Genomic DNA, 17,298 nt, shown 5'->3' on the forward strand with positions numbered 1-17,298 from the left:
GGCCGGCATTGCCGTCCCGGGCGTCCGCCCCGTTCGCATCCTCGACATATGCCGCTGCGGCGCCTTCGGCGGACGGTGCGGCCGGGGCTGCCACCCAGCCTGTCAGGCAGAACGGCGTGGCCGGCAATCCTGGCCTGTCCGGCGGCCAGGGCGGCGGCAATCAAGGCGGTGGCAATCAGGGCGGCGGCGATCAGGGCGGAGCAAGCCGGCAGGCTGACATCCCGACGACGAACGCGATCCATCTTCCTTTCGAAACGCCGCTCTCCGCCGCGTTCGCCGCCACGCTGGATGACAGGGCGTCGGCAACGCAGTCCGTCCAGACCAGGAATTTGCTTGACGGAAATATCGATACGGGCGCCCAGACCGTCTCGTCACCCGTGCTGTCACGGTCAGCCGACGGGTCGAGTTCTCTGTCCCTGACGGTTCTGACCGGCGATTCCTCCCCCGTGCATGTGCGGGTCGACGGAGCCGACGGGATTGCCACCGGCGTGGTTCTCCAGAGCGACGACGACATCACGGCGCGCCATCTTGCCGACAACAGGCATGAACTGGTCGCCGCACTCGACGCGGCCGGCATAGACGTGCACAACCTGAAAATCGACGTCGTCGCCGCCGGCCATGACGGGGCGGGCAACCAAGGGCGGGACTCGGGCGGAGAGAGCATGTTCGGTGGGAATTTTTCGGGAAGCATGCCGGGAGGCGGCTCCGGACAAGGCGGACAGCACGCGTACGGCGGTGGCGGCTGGAGCGGCGCCATGGTCCCTGTACCGGGACGTGCCGATGCCGACGATCAGAGCCGTGCCGGCCCGGCAAGGTCGGTCGGACCATATGCCGGCAGCGGCATCAACATTACCGCATGACCTGAACGGCAATCGCGAAGACGAGAAGGAAAAAGGCCGATGACCACGCCAACCATCAGCAATGAGGCCAAGCTTATCCAGGCGGCGGAATCGGCCGCCAAGAGTTCGGCAGCCTCGTCCGCTTCCGGGGGCACCGGCAGTTCAGGCTCGGGCAGCCTTTCCACATCCGCCTTGTCCTCGCTTGCCGACAATTACACCACTTTTCTGACCCTGCTGACGACGCAACTGAAAAACCAGGACCCGAGCAGCCCGATGAACACCGACACCTTTACGTCGGAACTCGCGCAGTTCGCAGGAGTGGAACAGCAGGTCGAGACGAACTCGAATCTGTCGTCGCTGATTTCGCTGAATGAGGACGGCCAGTTGAGCACCGACTCCAGCCTGGTCGGCAAGACGGCAACCGCGAACACGACGACATTGCCGCTGCAGAGCGGTTCCGCCTCGCTGAGTTTCTCGGGAAGCCCGGGAGAAACGGTCGCCATCGCCGTGGCCAACGCCTCCGGCACGATCGTCAAGGATGCCGTCATGACGGCCGGCAGCGGCACCAACACATGGACCTGGAACGGAACGGACAATAACGGCAACCAATTGTCGGACGGCGCCTATAACGTATCGGTCGAAACCATCGGCTCCTCGGGCACCACGTCCGACGTGCCATTCACCGTCACCGGCACCATCACCGGCATGACGAAGGGCGCGTCCGGCATGGAAGCCCAAATGGGCAGCGCGAATATCCCGATGTCCGACATCACGAACCTGTCCTCGGGGACAGGCAGCACCGGCTCGTAATCCGCCTTACTCGTAATCCGCCTTGTTTGGGCGGCCGCGTTCCGGAGGGGGCCGGCATCGACATTCCCGATGCCCGCCGTCGCGGACAATGCTATGCGATGTCCAGTGCCGCCACGGGCGCCAGGATGTTGATCCCCGACATCACGGGAATGCAGGATTCCTTCGCCGCCTGAACGCCCCGGCCTTCGGCGCTGTCCATCCTGGAACCCAGCGGGGCGAAGGCATCCTCGTTGAGGCGATAGCCGATCCCCCATAATGTGGTGAAGGGCTCGTCAATACCGAAGGCGCGTATTTTCTTGCGGATCTTGCAGATCATGACGTCGATGACCTTGCCGTACGGCTCGCTTTCCCCGGCATAGAGACTGTCCAGAACCGTCTCCTTGCTCAATACCTGGGTCTTTCGCAGCGCGAGCAATCCGAAAAGGTCATATTCCCTGCGGGTCAGGGGAACCAGCTTGTCGTCGATATGGACTTCCCGCCGGTCGATCCCGACCGTCAGCCGGCCGATATGCAGGGTGAGGCTGTCATGCCCGCTGACCCGCCGGACGATGGCGCGAAGCCGCGCCAGCAATTCCCTGGGATCGGCCGAGGCCAGCACGCAATCGTCGGCGCCGACGGAGAGGACATCGGCGACGGCCGCGGGGGTCGTATTCTGGGCGACGATCATCACCGGCGTCGGAATGCGGCTGTTGCGTATGTGGCGCAGCAGCTTTACGTCCGGCGCCGCCTGCTGAACGACCACGATGTCGTAATGCGAGCGGCGCAATGTTTCCACGACGCCCGCGGGTCCCGACATCGTTATTGAGACAGAGCCCTCGAGCGCAGCCTTCGACAGTCCTTCGCACGGTCTTCCACCATAAGCCGCGCTTTCGCCAATACAGAGTACGCGCATCTTGCATCCATGTATAAATGCACGGCAGCTCGCCGCGAAAGAAATAGGGGACTATATTTGTCCCGTATCCCTCCTATCGAGGCTCCGGGACGTCAACCTTCGGTCAAGGCCAGAATGGGAGCCACCTTCTAAAAAACCCTTTGATGATGCCGGATCAAAGGCATCTCCGGGCACTCGGCAACAGCATCGACATGGATACTCGGCCCGTTGGGGATGGAAGGCAAGACCCGGATGCCAAAAAACACCTTGGCGAAGCCATACCCGTCCCATAAACTGGCAGAGTATAGTTTGGTCGTGACATTGGCATGATTGGTTGACTTGACATGCATCCCGGAAACGGAAGATGTCGCGCCGACATGCTGTTGCCACCCGATCCACGTGCGCCGCATTGCCGGGCGATGTTTTTTTCTCCGTTTCTCCGCAGTGAAGGATGACATAATGGCAGATACCACCGCCGCTTCGGCGCTCGCATCCAGCATCCGCCAGGCGACAGTGACGCATTCGCATGCGGCGTACCGCAATTCGCGGCCGGACCATGCGGCGGCGACCGGCATCAATGTCGTGTCCAAGGGCATTGACGGCTCTTCCTCCGCCATGCGGTTTGATGCGACGGGGCAGATCATCCCCACCGGAACGGCACACAAGGCTGAATCCGCCGAAGCGAGCGCTGTCGACCTCTTTGCCTGATCGGCATCCGTGCCGGATAGATCATCATGCGGCCGGGCCTCCGGCCCGACCCGCGCGGGTTTTCCGGTTTGCCCGGTTTGACGGACGGGATATGACCCCACCAGGATTCAAAGACACGTGCCTTTCAGCAGAACGCCCCGCGTGAGACGCTGCGTCGCGCTTTCGGGCCTTGTGCTTCTGTCCTGCTGCGCCATCACGCCCGTCATGGCAGCGGGCAGACATGTATCCGCCCGGCACCACGGCAAGCCGAACACGCCCCGTCCGTCCGACCGGGGCACACCCTCTTTTGCCCCCGCGCCGGACGCGCCGCCTGCGCCGTCGCAGGATGATGGCCTGTCGGATGCGGCATTACTCAAGGGATTGCCGCCCGCATGGACGGCGACGATCCTGGACACGCCCCCCGCAGCCGCGGAGATGCAGGCGGGCGGCAAGGTCGCCGGAACGGGGTCCGGCAAGGAGGCGCCGCAGCGGGCATCTGCACGGACGTCCCTGTCCGAAGCGCAAGGCGCCCGTCAGGCTGCGCCGTCCGCGGATCGCATCCTGATCCCGGTGCCGCCGCACATGGGCATCGCCGCGTTCCACAGCGGCGACCGGTTCATCATCGTGGTCGACAACGCGGAGCCGATGGATACCAGCGCCATACGCGGGGACGGCATCTTCTCGACGCTTACCGTCAGGACCCTTCCGGACGCGACCCTGATACAGGTGCGCCTTCCGGACACGCGACGCCTGTATCTTTCGCAGCAGGCGGAAGGATGGGTGCTGGGCGACAAGCCGCCGCCGGGAGACGATTACGCGGACCGGCGGGTGATCAATCCGCGCCCGGTCGAGGACGGGATCCTGTATCCGATGCGCCGGCCCGGGCGCGTCCTGTCGATCTCGGACCCCGCATCCAGGGACCGGCTGCTCGTCGGCACTTCCACCATGGATGACGGCGGCATACTCTCGCTGCGGGAAGGCGACGGGTACGACGTATGGCCGACGGCCGAGGGCGTGGTCGTCGCGGCGCGGTCTCCGGATATCGGCATGCGGGCGGAGCCCGAGGGCGCCCTTCTGAGCGGGGACGGCAAGCCCATTCCCGATCGCGGCGCGGCGGTCTATGCCAGCGATGTCGACCTGAAATGGCTTGGATTGCTGGACCTGCCGGTGAGCGGGCTTGCGAAACGCTATCACGATGCGCTTCTTGCCGCCGCGGATTCGGACCCCGCGCATCGTTTCGCGCGCCGCCTGGATGCGGCGAAGGCCGCCTTCAGCCTCGGTTCGTTCGTGGAAGCGCGCGGCATCCTGACGGTCGCCCTTCAGGACGATCCGGAAGAATCGGCTCTGCCGGGGGTCGGATTCCTTCTGGCGGCTTCGGAATTGCTGTGCGGAAACACGCAAGGCGCCGCGGGCCTCGGCGGTCCCTGGCCGGACGGCCAGCAGCGCGCGACGCAGGTCTGGCGCGGCCTGTATCTCGCCGCATCGGGCGGGCATGACGCGGAAGCGGCGCATCTCCTGGCAAAAGATTTCGCCAGGCTCAGGGCTTATCCCGGTCCGGTACGGGATATGGTTTTGCCGATGGCGGCGGAGGAAATCGGCCGCTACGGATCGCAGGACGACGTCGTCGCCCTGGATGACCTGCCGCCCGGTCCGGCATATCGGCTCGGGGCCGCGTTCGGACAATTACGCTTCGGCCAGCGCGATCGTGCCTATGCGGCATTCCGGATACTCGCCGATGACAGGGACCCGGTCGTCGCCGAGAAGGCCTCCGAGCAGAGGATCTCGCTCGACCTTGCCGATGGCCGTATCACCCCCGATGGGGCGGTCGCCGCCTTTGGGTCCCTGCTTCCGGATGCGCGGCTGGCGGGCCGGGACGCGGCGCTGCGCCTGCTGCAGGCCGATGCCGATCTGCGGATGCATCGATGGAACGAGGCGCTGACGGCCATAGACGCTGCCCGGGCGGGCCCGCACGCCGCATCGGAAAGCGCGGCCGCACCGCTGCTCTTCCAGGCCCTGGCGGGGATCGCCGACACCGGGACGCAGGACATCGGGACGCAGGGCGCGAGCCCGGACAGCCTGCTGCATGACGCCGCCATGCTGAAGGCGCATCGGTCCGCCCTGCCGCCGGGCGTGCGGAAGGGCGAGATCCTGGTGGCCTATGGCAAGATGCTGCTTGCCCTGGGGCTGTCGGACGATGCGGCCCAGGCTTTTTCCGATGCGATCCCGATGCTCGAGTCTCCGGATGTCCGCGCCCTGGCGGGGGCCGGGCTGGCAAACGCGGACATCGACAGAAAACGCCCGCAGGATGCGATGGACGCCCTGACGGCCACGGATGACCAGGGGCTGTCGGACGACGTCAAGGCGACCAGACGCAGGATTGCGGCGCGGATCGCCCTGGCGACGGGCGACCGGGCCAAGGCATTGTCCGTCCTGCGCGGTGACATGGATGCGGCCTCCCTCGATATCACGGCGCGCATTCACGAAGGGAAAGGCGAATGGGCGGCGGCGGCTGGAGATGTGCGCAAGCTGGCCGAGGCGACCATTCCGCAAGCCGGCCCCCTGACGCCGGACCAGCAGATCCTTGCCCTTCGGCTGGCCTCGGATGCCTCGCGGGCCGCCGATCGCCCCATGCTGGACTGGATTGCCAACCGGGTCGGAGACAGACCGATGGAAGGCGACGACGCGCGCATGTTCAGGCTGCTGACGCGGCGAACGGACAGCGCGCTGGCCGATGCGCAGATGCCGTCCGCCCTGTGATGTTCCGATTGTCGCCTGCCTGATTGCGTCTGCCTGATTGTCGGGAGCAGGGCCGCCCCGGCCCGCGCGCTGCGTGCGCGCTGCGCGGTTCAATGGGCCGCGATACGATACACCCAGCTCGGCAGGCCCGGGACGCCGTGCAGGAGCAGCGTTATCGCCAGGCCGAGCGCGAATGACGGCCCGGTCGGTTGCATCCGTATCCGCTCAGGGCCGTCGAGGCGGCCCCAACCCGGGGCCCGGACATGACGCACGGCGACACATGACGCCCAGTAGAGAAACCCGGTCACCGAAAGAAAGATCGACAGGTCCCCGATCCCGACCCAGGCGCCGCAGGCGGCCGCCATGGCGACATCCTCGCCGGACAGGAGGTTGGCCCGAAGCGACACGGAGAGGAACAGAAGGGCCAGGACCGCCGCCCCCCAGGACGCCGCGGCACCCAGGATCGCCGCGTTCGCGCCGCCCCGCAGGGCACCGGCCAGCAAGCCTGCCAGAAGCATGGGGATGAGAACATGATTGGGCAGCCAGCCCGCGATCCTGTCGAACAGCGCCGCCAGGCAGGCAAAGTTGAGCGCGAGGATATTCGCCGCGGCGATCGGCGCCGGCATGCAGGCCAGGCACAGCATGGAAAACGCGGCGGTCAGAAGGCATCCAGCGGTTATTTCCCGCTGCTGCTGCGATGTTGCCCGCACGGGACAGGCATAGACCCCGCCGATCATCGGCAGCCAGCGCAGCAGGACCCGATATAGCCCGATCGAGATGGGAAACCAGAGCGCCACCCCGAAGCCGGCGAGAGATGTCCGGCCGTCGCGCACCAGAAGGCTCCATATGACCATGCCCGCCATTGCCGCAATGGACAGGAGCCAGTCGCCCATATCGGATTTCCACATCCAGTTGCCGTTCATCCACGACCGGGATTCAGTTGCGGGCGCGCAACGCCGAAAAAACTATGGTTATCATCGCCGCCACAGGCTATTCAGACATCGTCATCGCTGTATAAAGACGGGTGCATCGCAAGTACAGGCACCGGCAGAGAACGGAAGGGAACTGACATCGCATGCTGGAAGCATTGTCATCCCAGGTGTCGCCGGTCAATGGCGGGACCGATGTGCTCGATCTGGCCGCGCGCCGCCTGCAATGGCTTCAGACCCGCGAATCCGTTCTTGCCGGCAATGTGGCCAACGCCAGCACCCCGGGTTACGTACCAAAGGATATCGCTCCGTTTCAGGGAGTCCTGCAAAACCAGATGGCCATGACGCTGGCGCAGACCGAGCCAGGCCACCTGCCCGGACATGGGGGCGCCGGCAAGGCGGACCGGATGGGCGGCTCGGCCTCGCCGGACGGGAACGAGGTCAGGATTGAGGACGAGCTGGAAAAGGTGGCGAACACGGAAGACCAGCAGCGTCTCGCGACGAATGCCTACAGCGTATATATGTCGATGTTTTCCACAGCCCTTGGCACCTCGTCCTGACCGCGAGAGTTGAGACATGGATTTTTCGGACAGTTTGGGCGTCTCCGCCGCCGGAATGCGCGTACAGGCCGAGCGGCTGCACGTCGCGGCGGAAAACCTGGCCAACGCGGATACCACGGGCTCGACCCCTGGGGCGGATCCCTATCGGCGCAAGACGATTACCTTCCAGGAGGTCCTGAACCACGAGTCCGGGGTTTCCAGCGTGGCGATCAAGGAAATCGGGCAGGACCAGACACCCTTCCAGACGCGGTACGATCCCTCGCATCCCGCCGCGGACTCGGCGGGCCTGGTCAAGATGCCCAATGTCAACACGATGGTCGAGATCATGGATACGCATGAGGCGCAGCATGCGTATGAAGCCAATCTCAACACCATGCAGATCACGCGCTCCATGCTGACCCGTACCGTCAACCTGATGAAGTAGCCGGTCGCGCGCCGGGCCGAGCCTGCCGGGCGGTCTGAAAATTTCCCGATTCGAGAGGGCTGAAACGCGCTTTTGTGCCGGCGGCCGTATCTTGTGCCCGTCCGCGGCGCATGTTGCCGTTTCGCAGGCAATCCGTTAGTCTTCTGCTGGATAGCGGAAATGTGCGGCCATATGTCTTTGCCGGATGCCTTTACCGGATCCGGCCGGGCCGATTCCTTCTGGAGAGAGACATTGGACAATACGACATATATTGCCCTGTCCCGCATCGACGTCCTGACGCGTGCCCTGGACGTGACCGCCAACAACCTCGCCAACGCCAATACCGACGGATACAAGGCGACGCGGCAGCTTTTTTCCGAATATCTCGTTCATCAGAACGACGTCCACACGCCGGCCGGAGAGAAGGACGAAGCGTACACGCAGGACAAGGCGACCTATCAGGACCATCTGCAGGGCGCCCTGCGACAGACGGGCAACCCGACCGATTTCGCCATCAATGGCGAAGGCTATTTTACCGTTCGCACGACACAGGGAATCAGGCTGACGCGCAATGGCCAGTTCCATCGCCGCCTGGATGGAACGGTCGTTGACGGGTCGGGAAACCCCATACTGGACAATAACGGAAGAAACCTGGTTCTCCAGCAGCAGGATGATGTTCTGTCCGTCGCGTCGGATGGCACCATATCGACCGAAAACGGCATGGTCGGAACCATCGGACTGGTTACGGTCGACAATCTTCAGACCCTGGTGCCCGAAGGCAATTACCTGCTGAGACCGACGGCGCGGACACGTGCGGTGGCCCGGCCGGAAATACGGCAGGGCATGCTGGAGTCGAGCAACGTCAACCCGGTTTCCGAAACAACGAAACTGGTCGAGATCCAGCGCGACTATGACCTGACATTCCAGCTTCTACAGACCGAGTCGACACGCAACATGAACGCGATCGACAAGATTACGGCCGAACCGATGTCCTGATCAGGCGGATGCCCGGGATCCTCAATGCCGCGTCTCGTAACCTTTTAGAAACCATTCATCTATAGCAAACCCTCGAAATCCTCGTCGATGTCCGCCCGGCTTCAGGCGGCGGCATGGAGGTCGACAGAGACGGTGGCTTTGCACGCGGGGACTGTGCGTATGGATCTGATCTCATCTCTATCGATCGCCACCAGCGGACTGAACGCGATCGAATCCGAACTGTCCGTCACCTCGCAGAACGTTTCGAACTCGGGCACGGCAGGGTATGTGAGCGAAACGGCCACGATATCGTCCGACGTGCCGGGCGGCCTGAGAAACGGCGTCAGGATCGGCGCGACGCAACTGAGCATCAACCAGGCGCTGCAATCGGCCCTGTACGGTCAGAATGCCCAGGTCGCATCCTATTCGACGATGAGCAATTCGCTTGCCGCGGTGTCCGCCGTCCAGGGCTCGACATCGTCGGATTCCGGCAGCACGAACACGCTTTCCGATGATCTGGGCAATGTGCAGAACGCCCTTACGGAACTGACCGCCAATCCCCTGGACAGCGCCTCGCAATCGACCGTGATCTCGAATGCGCAATCCTTGACGACCGCGATCCATACACTGGCCACGACATATGCGAGCCAGCGCCAGACCGCGCAAGACAATGTCGCCTCGACCGTATCCTCGGTCAATTCCGACCTCACGCAGATCGGCGTTTTGTCCAAGCAGATCATGAACCTCAAGGCCATCGGATCGGACACGGCCGATCTCGAGAACCAGCGCCTGGGAATCATGTCCGACCTGTCCTCTCAACTTTCGGTCACGTTTTCTACGACCGCGAACGGCGACATGATCGTCCGAACCGCGGACGGAACGGAACTTCCGACCCGCCCCGACCAGATCGGCGGGAATGACAGTTCGGAAACCCTTCCGAGTTCCACCTGGCCATTGAGCACATCCTACGCCACCGTCACGTCGGGCATGTATTATGCCGCCGGCAACGCCGGTTCGACGATCCCCGGCATCATGCTGGCCGGAACGGACGTCACCGCGCATCTGACCGGCGGCACGCTGGGCGCCAACATCACGCTGCGCGACGACACCTATCCGCAGATGCAGGCACAACTGGACTCGTTTTCCTATACGCTCATCAATCGTTTCAGCAACGCGGGTCTCTCGCTGTTCACGAACGGCACGGACGCAACCGGCACGACCGTGCCCCAATCTTCCAATCCGACGCAGGAGACGCCCAACGGTATCGTGGGGCTGTCGTCGGCGATCGGCGTCAGCCGGATATATGCCGACACGCCGTCATTGCTCACGACCACGACCAACGGCACGACCGGTGCGACGACGACCGGCGATACGACCATCATCACGAACGTTCTCAGCCAGGCGTTCGGAACCGATTCCAACGATGTCAGCCAAAGCGCGGGTCTTGCCGCGCCGTCGAGCGGCCTGGGGCCGGACGGCAGCCAATCAACGGGTTACAATGGCAACCAGGGGCTGCTTGCACTGGCCACGACGCTGACCTCGGCCCAGGGCGCGACGATCTCGACCGCGAGCGATAACCTGACGTCCGCCACCTCGGTTCAGACAACATTGCAGACAAGCGTTTCCAACGTATCCGGCGTCAACGTGGACGATGAAATGTCCAAGGTCGTGGCCTTGCAAAATGCCTATACCGCCAATGCAAAAGTGGTCTCTGCCGTACAGAACATGTTTACGGCGCTTCTGGATGCCATCAATTAAACAGGCTCGGAGCAAAGCTGATGAGTACGACGATCGGTCAGTATGGCGATGCCGGCGCCTCTCTTATCCTCTCTTCCGGCATCAAGGACATGAACCTGGAGAACGAAACGCTCTCGTGGGAAACGTCTGCCGGCACGCTTTCTGAAACCTATGCGGGACTTGGTTCGACGCGATCGACCGCCATCAGTCTCACGCCGCAGATCACCCAGGTCGGCGCCTGGCAGGCCAATATCACGAATGCGCAGACCAACCTGACCGTCACGGCCACGGCCCTGACGCAGCTTGTCTCGCAGGCTCAGTCGATGGCCACGAGCCTAGTGGGCATTTCCGGCACGACGTCCCCCGGTGCGGTGACGTCCGTTGCGGTGCAGGCGACCAGCACCCTGACCGAGCTGCAATCCGTTCTCAACACGTCCAGCGGATCCGGCTATGTCTTTTCCGGAAACGATTCCAACACGCCCCCGATCAACGGCAATATGCCGCTTGCGAACAGCGCGCTCGCGGCACAGATCTCCGACATCGTCGGCACACTCGGCTCGGCCGGCGCATCGTCGGTCATGGCCAATGCCACGACCGCCGCGAGCGACCCGTCGCTCTCGGTTTTTTCGCCATCGCTCTCCGTCTCGCCGGGTGCGGCCGTCGGCCTTCAGCGATCGGTCGTAACGGGCGACAATTCATCGATAGCCGTCGGCATCGTTGCGACACAGGGCACGGCCACGTCCTCGGCGTCCTCGACATCCACGGGTTCGCCGATCCGGGACCTGATGCGCGACATGATGATCATGTCGTCAATGAAGAACATGTCGCCTTCGACAAGCGGTTTTTCGGATCTGGTCAATCAGCTTAACGCATCGCTCACGACCACGATCGGCCAGCTTACGGACATGGAATCGACGGTCGGCGTGACCCAGGACGGCCTGACATCGCAATCGACGCTGCTTACCAGCGTGCAGTCGATGCTGAAGACCCAGCTTTCGAATGCCAGAGACGCCGATATTGCGTCGGTTGCCACGGAGACGTCCGAACTCAATACGCGGCTCGAAGCCTCGTACATCCTGGTTTCCGACATGAAAAACATGACATTGGCAAATTATATCTGACTATGCCGGTTCGGGCTGTCCGGCGGGCGGGAAACGCGATCCTCAACCGGATTTGCACAGGAGATCCAGGTCGTCCTGCAAGCGCGTTTTCAGCACCGTGGCCCAGACTTCCGACGCGAATGTGGAGAGCCCCGGCTCGCTCAGGCGGACCAGTCCGACGGAGCCGGGCGAAAAACCTGGAAGACGCCGCATCTTTAACCGGCCCTGTGGTGGCACGCGCAAGGGAAAGGAGGAAACCGGCAGAATGGTCGCCACCTTTCCGGCCATGACTTCGGCGTGTATCATTTCCAGGGAATTCGTTTCGAGCCGTATGATCGGCTCGACCCCGGCGGTCTGAAACCCGACATCGACCAATTGCCGACAGCGCAATTCCCTGCTGAGCAACGCGAGGGGCAGCCTGGCCGCGGCCTCCCAACTGATCTGGTCTCCCGCCGGCAACGACGACGCATCGGATGCCGCGAGTACCTGCTGTTCGGCATAGAGAGCACGCACTTCGAAAGCTTTGGCCTGCGGACACTGATCGTAATACATGATGCCGATATCGAGTTCCTTGCTTACCAGTTTCTCGATGATCGCGATGTTCGGCAGGACGAAGACCTCGCTTGCGAAGTCACCGCATCGTGCCCGGACCTCTTCGAGCAAAATGGGAACGATATGCACGGCGGTCGGAATGACGCCAATCTTGACGACACCCGCGATAGCCTGCCGGGAACTCGATACTTCATTGCGCAGTTCGCTGACGCCCCGCAGGATGTCGTGCGCCCATTTGAGAACGCGCACCCCGTCGTCGGTGACGCCAAAGACCTTTTTCTTGCGGTCGATAATGACGATACCCAGCTCGTCTTCGAGCTGACGGATGGCCCGGGAGAGCGCCGGCTGCGACACGTTGCATGCCTGGGCAGCCTTGGAGAAGCTCTGATACCGTTCGATTTCGCGAAGATAATATAATTGCTTCAGAAACATGATCTGCTCTTCTCGCTGATTGAGGGATTCCGTGCCCTGCTGCGACATGGCCCGTGCGGTGTCAGTCCGGGATTCTCATTCCACAATACTCTCCCTTGATAGCGGGACATTATCGATAATCCCACGTAATGCGCGTATGATTTCCGGCGTGACATGGGGCTGGGCATGGGCATGGGCCTGAAGATCGGCAAGCGTGAGCCGTGCCAGTCCCACGGAATCCTCGCCCTGTTGCGACCATCTTTGCAAAAAGACCCGGAGCCTCGTCGCCGCCTGTCGTGACAGCGACGCGCCCTGCGACGCATCGCGCAGTTCGATAATCCACAGGCCGAGCACCATGGCCTGCAGGTGGCGCGCCAGGTAGTGTTTGAGCGTGTCGTCCGGCGCGCCCCGGCATGTCCTGACCGACCGGACCATGCTGGCGGCATTTTCGTAAAGCCATTGCGCGATCGTCTGGGTCGCCGATGTCTTCGCCAGGAGGCGCAGCCGCCTCTGGACCCAGATGTCGGTACGACGCAGATGGCTTACCGCGCCAAACGGAAGCACGGTGGACAGGATCGTCTTCTCGTACACGATCGCGGCCAGAAACGACATCGCGCCGTTGAAAAACGCGATCTCGTCGGTCCGTCCCCCGTTGCTGGGCGCGATGAGGACAGGCAGGAACATGTTGAATGCCATGGCATGGGTGCCCAATCTGCTGTCCCGGGCAGCAAGCCCACCGACGAACATGGGGCAGAACAGCAGGGCAGCGAGGCATTCGGGTGCCGTCACGGCGGGCATGACGACGCATACGAACAGGCAGGCGACTGCCGTGCTCCACATCGCGCCGGTCAGGAAATCCCGCGCGGCCACGGCCGGCAGGTCGCGGGTCGCCAGAAGACCGCTGACGAGGGTCAGGTAGGAAAAGAAGCGGGGTCCTTCATCCCAGGCGGTCACGTCCCAAAGAAGGCCGGCACCGAGAATGCCGGTGGCCGTTCTTGCCCCTACTCTTGCGGCCTCTGCCGCCTGGCGTGGGGAATGTGCCGAGAACCGGAACCTGTCGCCCCGCCTGGGATGCAGGATCGCCGCCATATGCCTTCGCGCAGCATCCATGTCGTCCGTCAATTCGGAGGCCGCCAGGCCGACACGCGCCCTGGCGAGACTCATGAGGAGGACGCTTAATGTCGCGCGGGCATGATCGACGATCCGGCCATGGCCCGGCCCGAGTTCGAGCACGTCGAACTCGACCCGGGCGTTCGCGGCCATGACATCCTCCAGCAGATCCGTTTCCTGCGGTATGGAGAGAGGGCGCCCGGCGGAGTCCCTGATGGCGTCCTCGACCCTGGCCGTCATGCCGCGCAGGCGTGCGACGAGATTCGTGAATGCGACTTTCTCGGCATTGCGGCTGGTCAGCGTCGCCACGGCGGTTTCGCACAGGATGCCGAGAACGATGTATGTTCCGCGGGACAGCGAGATTTCAAAGATGTTCTGGGGCGCCGTGAAAGCGGCCGAGGAAACGATCGCGCCGGTAAAGCTGGCGACGAGAAACGCATAGCGACGATAGCCGTCGAAGAACGTGGCGCACGCGCTGCAACCGCCCACCCACAGGGCCATGGACGGTATCAGCAATGCGGGCTGCTGCGGCAGACACGCAATGGCACAGACGCTGATGATGCACCCCGCAGCCGTTCCGACAAGGCGCCAGCGCGCCTTGGAGAGGGTCTCTCCGCGGGTCGATGTCGCGACGACCCAGACGGTGAGAGGCGCCCATTGCGGACTATCCAGCTCCATCCACATGGCGACGAGCAGGGACATGAGCGCCGCCACCGACGTCCGCAGGGCAAATGCCGTGCTGGACCACGACGGCGCATACAGCCACGCCCATTTTCCGGGCCATGCCGGCAGAGTGGCCCCTTTCACGGCCGCCGACATGTGCGGTCCACCGCATGACGAAGCGGCAATGCGGCGCGGGACGATTGCGATGGAGCGCCCGTTTGCGGCGCCCCGGCCCTGTCGGCCCTTCCCCCGGTGCCAGCCGTCCCGTCCTGACGCGCGATCATCGCGCCAAGCGTGCCCCACCGCAGAACACGAGCTGCCTGTCGTGACGCGCGATGGCGATCAATGTCTGGTTCATCCGTTCGGCGAGCTGGTATGCCCGGTAGGTCGGGGCGGAAACCGCGACGACCGTGGCCATGCCGGAGCGCACGGTCTTGAGCGCCATTTCGAACGAATACCGGCTGCTCAGAAGGCAGATCCCGTCCGTCTGGATCGCGGCATCGCGCATCCTGGCGCCAATCAGCTTGTCGAGCGCGTTATGGCGGCCGACATCCTCGCGGATGAGGAGGATGCGACCGTCCCGGTCGGCCCAGGCCGCCGCATGCACCATGCGCGTCCTGGCGTTCAGGTCCTGCCAGCGTTCGAGGTCGTCCAAGGCGCGGCGCACCGCCGCCGGGGCGATCGTGTACGCGACCGGGAAGGGCGCCGTTTCGGCCGCATGCACGGACGGCACGTCGTCGCTTCCGCAGAGTCCGCAACTTGAATGCCCGGTCTGGGCGCGGGGCCTGCGCCGGAGCAATCCTGCCAGGCACTCGCCGGCGATCCTGACATCCAGCGTCGGTCCATCATCGCCTTCCGCCACCACGACCGACCGGATCTGGTCGGCGGAGTGAACGATTTCCTCCGTCAGGCAGTAGCCGAACGCGAAATCCTCCAGGTGGTCCGGCGTCATCATCATCACGCCGTGCGGAAGGATCCCGTTGAACAGAAGCCTGACCGACACCTCGTCCGCGACGTTCAGGACGGTCGGCGCATCAGGACAATCGAGGGGCGCCACGGTCAGCGCATGAAACAAGTCGCCCATGGCAGTCTCTTCCTCCGTTCCGTCTCGCGCACAAGGCCGCAAAGCGGACGGGTCATGACACCGCGACGACAGGCAGGGCACTGCCGAAATCGCGCTTTCCGCCGGTCTTCCCCAGCAGCCGCACGTCCCGGATCACCATGTCGTGGGTCAGGGCCTTGCACATGTCATAGATGGTCAACGCGGCAACCGAGGCGCCTGTCAGGGCCTCCATTTCCACGCCGGTGCGACCTGTGCAGCGCACGCGGCACTCTATCACGGCTTCGTCCCCCTCGACCATGATATCGACCGCGCATCCGGACAGGTCGAGCGGATGGCAGAGCGGAATCAGGGACGACGTCGCCTTCACCCCCATCACGCCCGCGACCTGCGCCACGGTGATCACCGCCCCTTTCGTCGTCATGAAGGCCGCGTCGTGGAGCGCCCTGGCGACCTCGGGTGGAAATCGCACGCGCGCCTGGGCATGCGCTTCCCGCTCCGTGATCTGTTTTTCGGCCACATCAACCATACGCGGAACCTTTCCGCTCTCGTCGAGATGCGTGAGGATGGGTCCCTGTCGCGTCATCTCAGCCTCCGATATAGTGCATTTCGATTTTTTCGTGCGTCTGCTTGTACTTTGTTCCGTCTGCCTGGGCCGTATCCTCGACGCGCGCCTCGCTGTATCGGTCGGCGCGGTCGCGCCATATCCGGGACAGTACCTGGCGAAGCCGCTCGTCGTCCCCGGCGCCGGATTGGTCGCGCAGGATCGCGCGCAGGTCGGTGCCTTTCGTCGCGAAGAGGCACGTATAGAGCCGTCCCTCGGACGAAAGCCGCGCGCGCGAACAGCCGCCGCAGAACGGCGCGCTGACCGAGGCGATGAAACCGATCTCGCCGCCGCCATCGACATAGCGGTAGCGGCGCGCCACCTCGCCGCGATAGTTCGGCAGAAGCGGTTCGAGCGGCCACAGCGTGTCGAGCCGCGCCAGCAATGCGCGCGACGGCACGACGTCGTCGCGCGTCCAGCCGTTGCGGCTGCCCACATCCATGTATTCGATCAGGCGCACCACGACGCCGGTATGACGAAAATGCGCCAGAAGACCCGGTACGCCTTCATCGTTCACGCCGCGCTGGACGACGGTGTTGATCTTCACGCCGCCGGGAAACCCGGCATGACGCGCGGCATCGATGCCGCGCAACACAGCCGCCAGTTCCGCTCTTCCGCCACTGAGACGCGCGAAAACGCGCGGATCGAGGCTGTCGAGGCTGACCGTTACGCGGTGCAGCCCCGCCGCGCGCAACGCGCCCGCCTGACGGTCCAGCAGCACGCCGTTGGTGGTGAGTGCGACGTCGTCGATGCCGGGAATCCGCACCAGGCGCGCCACCAGATCCGCCAGGCCGGGGCGAAGCAGGGGCTCGCCGCCTGTCAGGCGCAGCTTGGTGACGCCCAGTGCCGCCGCCATGCGCGCCACGCGCGTGATCTCGTCGAAATCGAGCCGTTCCGGCGGCGACAGGAAACGAAAGCCCTCCGGATAGGCTGCTTCCGGCATGCAGTATGGGCAGCGGAAATTGCACCGGTCCATCACCGATATCCGGAGATCGCGCAAAGGCCGGCCCCGTCGGTCCAGGACCGGCCTGTCCGCGCGCCTCAGGGCGATCTCATCCACGACGCCTTCCCGCCTTCTATCCGGCGATTCGGATCGGCGCCGCCGAGGCAACGCTGGGAACCACCTTGACCGGTATGGATTTGGCCGCCGGGGTGCCGCTGATCTCGTCGAAATAATCGAGCGGCAGCAGCGGGTTGAGTTCGGGGTAATAGCCGGCGATCGCGCCGCGCGGCATCGGGTAGTCGATGACC

General features: G+C 63.9%; 16 protein-coding genes and 1 pseudogene. 9 read left to right on the top strand and 8 right to left on the bottom strand.

Annotated elements, in window-relative coordinates:
• Together HUK84_RS03410 and HUK84_RS03415 are read left to right on the top strand one after the other, a co-directional pair.
• Nucleotides 1-860 (top strand): annotated as a pseudogene (locus HUK84_RS03410) (hypothetical protein); the annotation flags it as partial.
• A gap of 39 nt (nucleotides 861-899) precedes the next feature.
• Nucleotides 900-1,649: a flagellar hook assembly protein FlgD gene (locus HUK84_RS03415; RefSeq protein WP_176638988.1), complete on the top strand. Its 750-nt coding sequence runs from the start codon at nucleotides 900-902 to the stop codon at nucleotides 1,647-1,649.
• Between the two features lie 91 nt (nucleotides 1,650-1,740).
• Here the strand turns inward: HUK84_RS03415 and HUK84_RS03420 are convergent, their stop codons facing one another.
• Together HUK84_RS03420 and HUK84_RS22810 are read right to left on the bottom strand one after the other, a co-directional pair.
• Nucleotides 1,741-2,445, bottom strand: coding sequence for a response regulator transcription factor (locus HUK84_RS03420; RefSeq protein ID WP_246285338.1), 705 nt, complete (start codon nucleotides 2,443-2,445; stop codon nucleotides 1,741-1,743).
• 224 nt (nucleotides 2,446-2,669) lie between these two features.
• On the bottom strand, nucleotides 2,670-2,978 hold the full coding sequence (locus tag HUK84_RS22810; protein ID WP_218064185.1) for a hypothetical protein: 309 nt from the start codon (nucleotides 2,976-2,978) through the stop codon (nucleotides 2,670-2,672).
• A gap of 1 nt (nucleotide 2,979) precedes the next feature.
• On the opposite strand from HUK84_RS22810, the gene HUK84_RS03425 reads away from it, so the two are divergent.
• Both HUK84_RS03425 and HUK84_RS03430 read left to right on the top strand, forming a co-directional pair.
• Nucleotides 2,980-3,228: a hypothetical protein gene (locus HUK84_RS03425; protein ID WP_176638990.1), complete on the top strand. Its 249-nt coding sequence runs from the start codon at nucleotides 2,980-2,982 to the stop codon at nucleotides 3,226-3,228.
• A 117-nt stretch (nucleotides 3,229-3,345) separates the two neighbouring features.
• Nucleotides 3,346-5,964: a hypothetical protein gene (locus HUK84_RS03430; RefSeq protein WP_317135223.1), complete on the top strand. Its 2,619-nt coding sequence runs from the start codon at nucleotides 3,346-3,348 to the stop codon at nucleotides 5,962-5,964.
• Between the two features lie 89 nt (nucleotides 5,965-6,053).
• On the opposite strand, the gene HUK84_RS03435 is transcribed toward HUK84_RS03430, so the two are convergent.
• The gene (locus HUK84_RS03435) at nucleotides 6,054-6,836 is read right to left on the bottom strand and encodes a prepilin peptidase (RefSeq protein ID WP_176638991.1); all 783 of its coding nucleotides are present in this window, start codon (nucleotides 6,834-6,836) and stop codon (nucleotides 6,054-6,056) included.
• Between the two features lie 182 nt (nucleotides 6,837-7,018).
• Here HUK84_RS03435 and HUK84_RS03440 point away from each other — a divergent pair, with 182 nt between their 5' ends.
• The 5 genes from HUK84_RS03440 to HUK84_RS03460 all read left to right on the top strand — a co-directional run bounded on the left by HUK84_RS03440 (nucleotide 7,019) and on the right by HUK84_RS03460 (nucleotide 11,668).
• The gene (locus HUK84_RS03440; protein WP_176638992.1) at nucleotides 7,019-7,432 is read left to right on the top strand and encodes a flagellar basal body rod protein FlgB; all 414 of its coding nucleotides are present in this window, start codon (nucleotides 7,019-7,021) and stop codon (nucleotides 7,430-7,432) included.
• Between the two features lie 16 nt (nucleotides 7,433-7,448).
• Nucleotides 7,449-7,856, top strand: a complete 408-nt coding sequence (gene flgC, locus HUK84_RS03445; protein WP_176638993.1) for a flagellar basal body rod protein FlgC — start codon at nucleotides 7,449-7,451, stop codon at nucleotides 7,854-7,856.
• A gap of 171 nt (nucleotides 7,857-8,027) precedes the next feature.
• Nucleotides 8,028-8,831 (top strand): flagellar basal-body rod protein FlgF, encoded by an 804-nt coding sequence (gene flgF, locus HUK84_RS03450; RefSeq protein WP_246285340.1) that lies wholly within the window; start codon nucleotides 8,028-8,030, stop codon nucleotides 8,829-8,831.
• Nucleotides 8,832-8,990: 159 nt separating this feature from the next.
• Nucleotides 8,991-10,568, top strand: coding sequence for a flagellar hook-associated protein FlgK (gene flgK, locus HUK84_RS03455; RefSeq protein ID WP_176638994.1), 1,578 nt, complete (start codon nucleotides 8,991-8,993; stop codon nucleotides 10,566-10,568).
• A 20-nt stretch (nucleotides 10,569-10,588) separates the two neighbouring features.
• Nucleotides 10,589-11,668, top strand: a complete 1,080-nt coding sequence (locus HUK84_RS03460) for a flagellin (protein WP_176638995.1) — start codon at nucleotides 10,589-10,591, stop codon at nucleotides 11,666-11,668.
• 42 nt (nucleotides 11,669-11,710) lie between these two features.
• Here HUK84_RS03460 and HUK84_RS03465 read toward each other — a convergent pair whose 3' ends face one another.
• The 5 genes from HUK84_RS03465 to moaA form a co-directional block, all read right to left on the bottom strand.
• Entirely contained in the window at nucleotides 11,711-12,679 is a 969-nt protein-coding gene (locus HUK84_RS03465) for a LysR family transcriptional regulator (protein ID WP_246285342.1), read from the bottom strand.
• Nucleotides 12,680-12,706: 27 nt separating this feature from the next.
• Nucleotides 12,707-14,527 carry an FUSC family protein gene (locus tag HUK84_RS03470; protein WP_218064186.1) on the bottom strand — a complete coding sequence of 607 codons (1,821 nt, stop codon included), beginning with the start codon at nucleotides 14,525-14,527 and terminating at the stop codon, nucleotides 12,707-12,709.
• A 136-nt stretch (nucleotides 14,528-14,663) separates the two neighbouring features.
• On the bottom strand, nucleotides 14,664-15,467 hold the full coding sequence (gene fdhD / locus HUK84_RS03475) for a formate dehydrogenase accessory sulfurtransferase FdhD (protein WP_176638997.1): 804 nt from the start codon (nucleotides 15,465-15,467) through the stop codon (nucleotides 14,664-14,666).
• A gap of 52 nt (nucleotides 15,468-15,519) precedes the next feature.
• Nucleotides 15,520-16,029, bottom strand: a complete 510-nt coding sequence (gene moaC / locus HUK84_RS03480; protein WP_176638998.1) for a cyclic pyranopterin monophosphate synthase MoaC — start codon at nucleotides 16,027-16,029, stop codon at nucleotides 15,520-15,522.
• 1 nt (nucleotide 16,030) lies between these two features.
• Nucleotides 16,031-17,107 (bottom strand): GTP 3',8-cyclase MoaA, encoded by a 1,077-nt coding sequence (moaA, locus tag HUK84_RS03485; RefSeq protein WP_317135224.1) that lies wholly within the window; start codon nucleotides 17,105-17,107, stop codon nucleotides 16,031-16,033.
• Nucleotides 17,108-17,298: the final 191 nt, after the last annotated feature.

Source organism: Nguyenibacter vanlangensis, from assembly GCF_013376155.1.
Classification (GTDB): Bacteria; Pseudomonadota; Alphaproteobacteria; order Acetobacterales; family Acetobacteraceae; genus Gluconacetobacter; species Gluconacetobacter vanlangensis.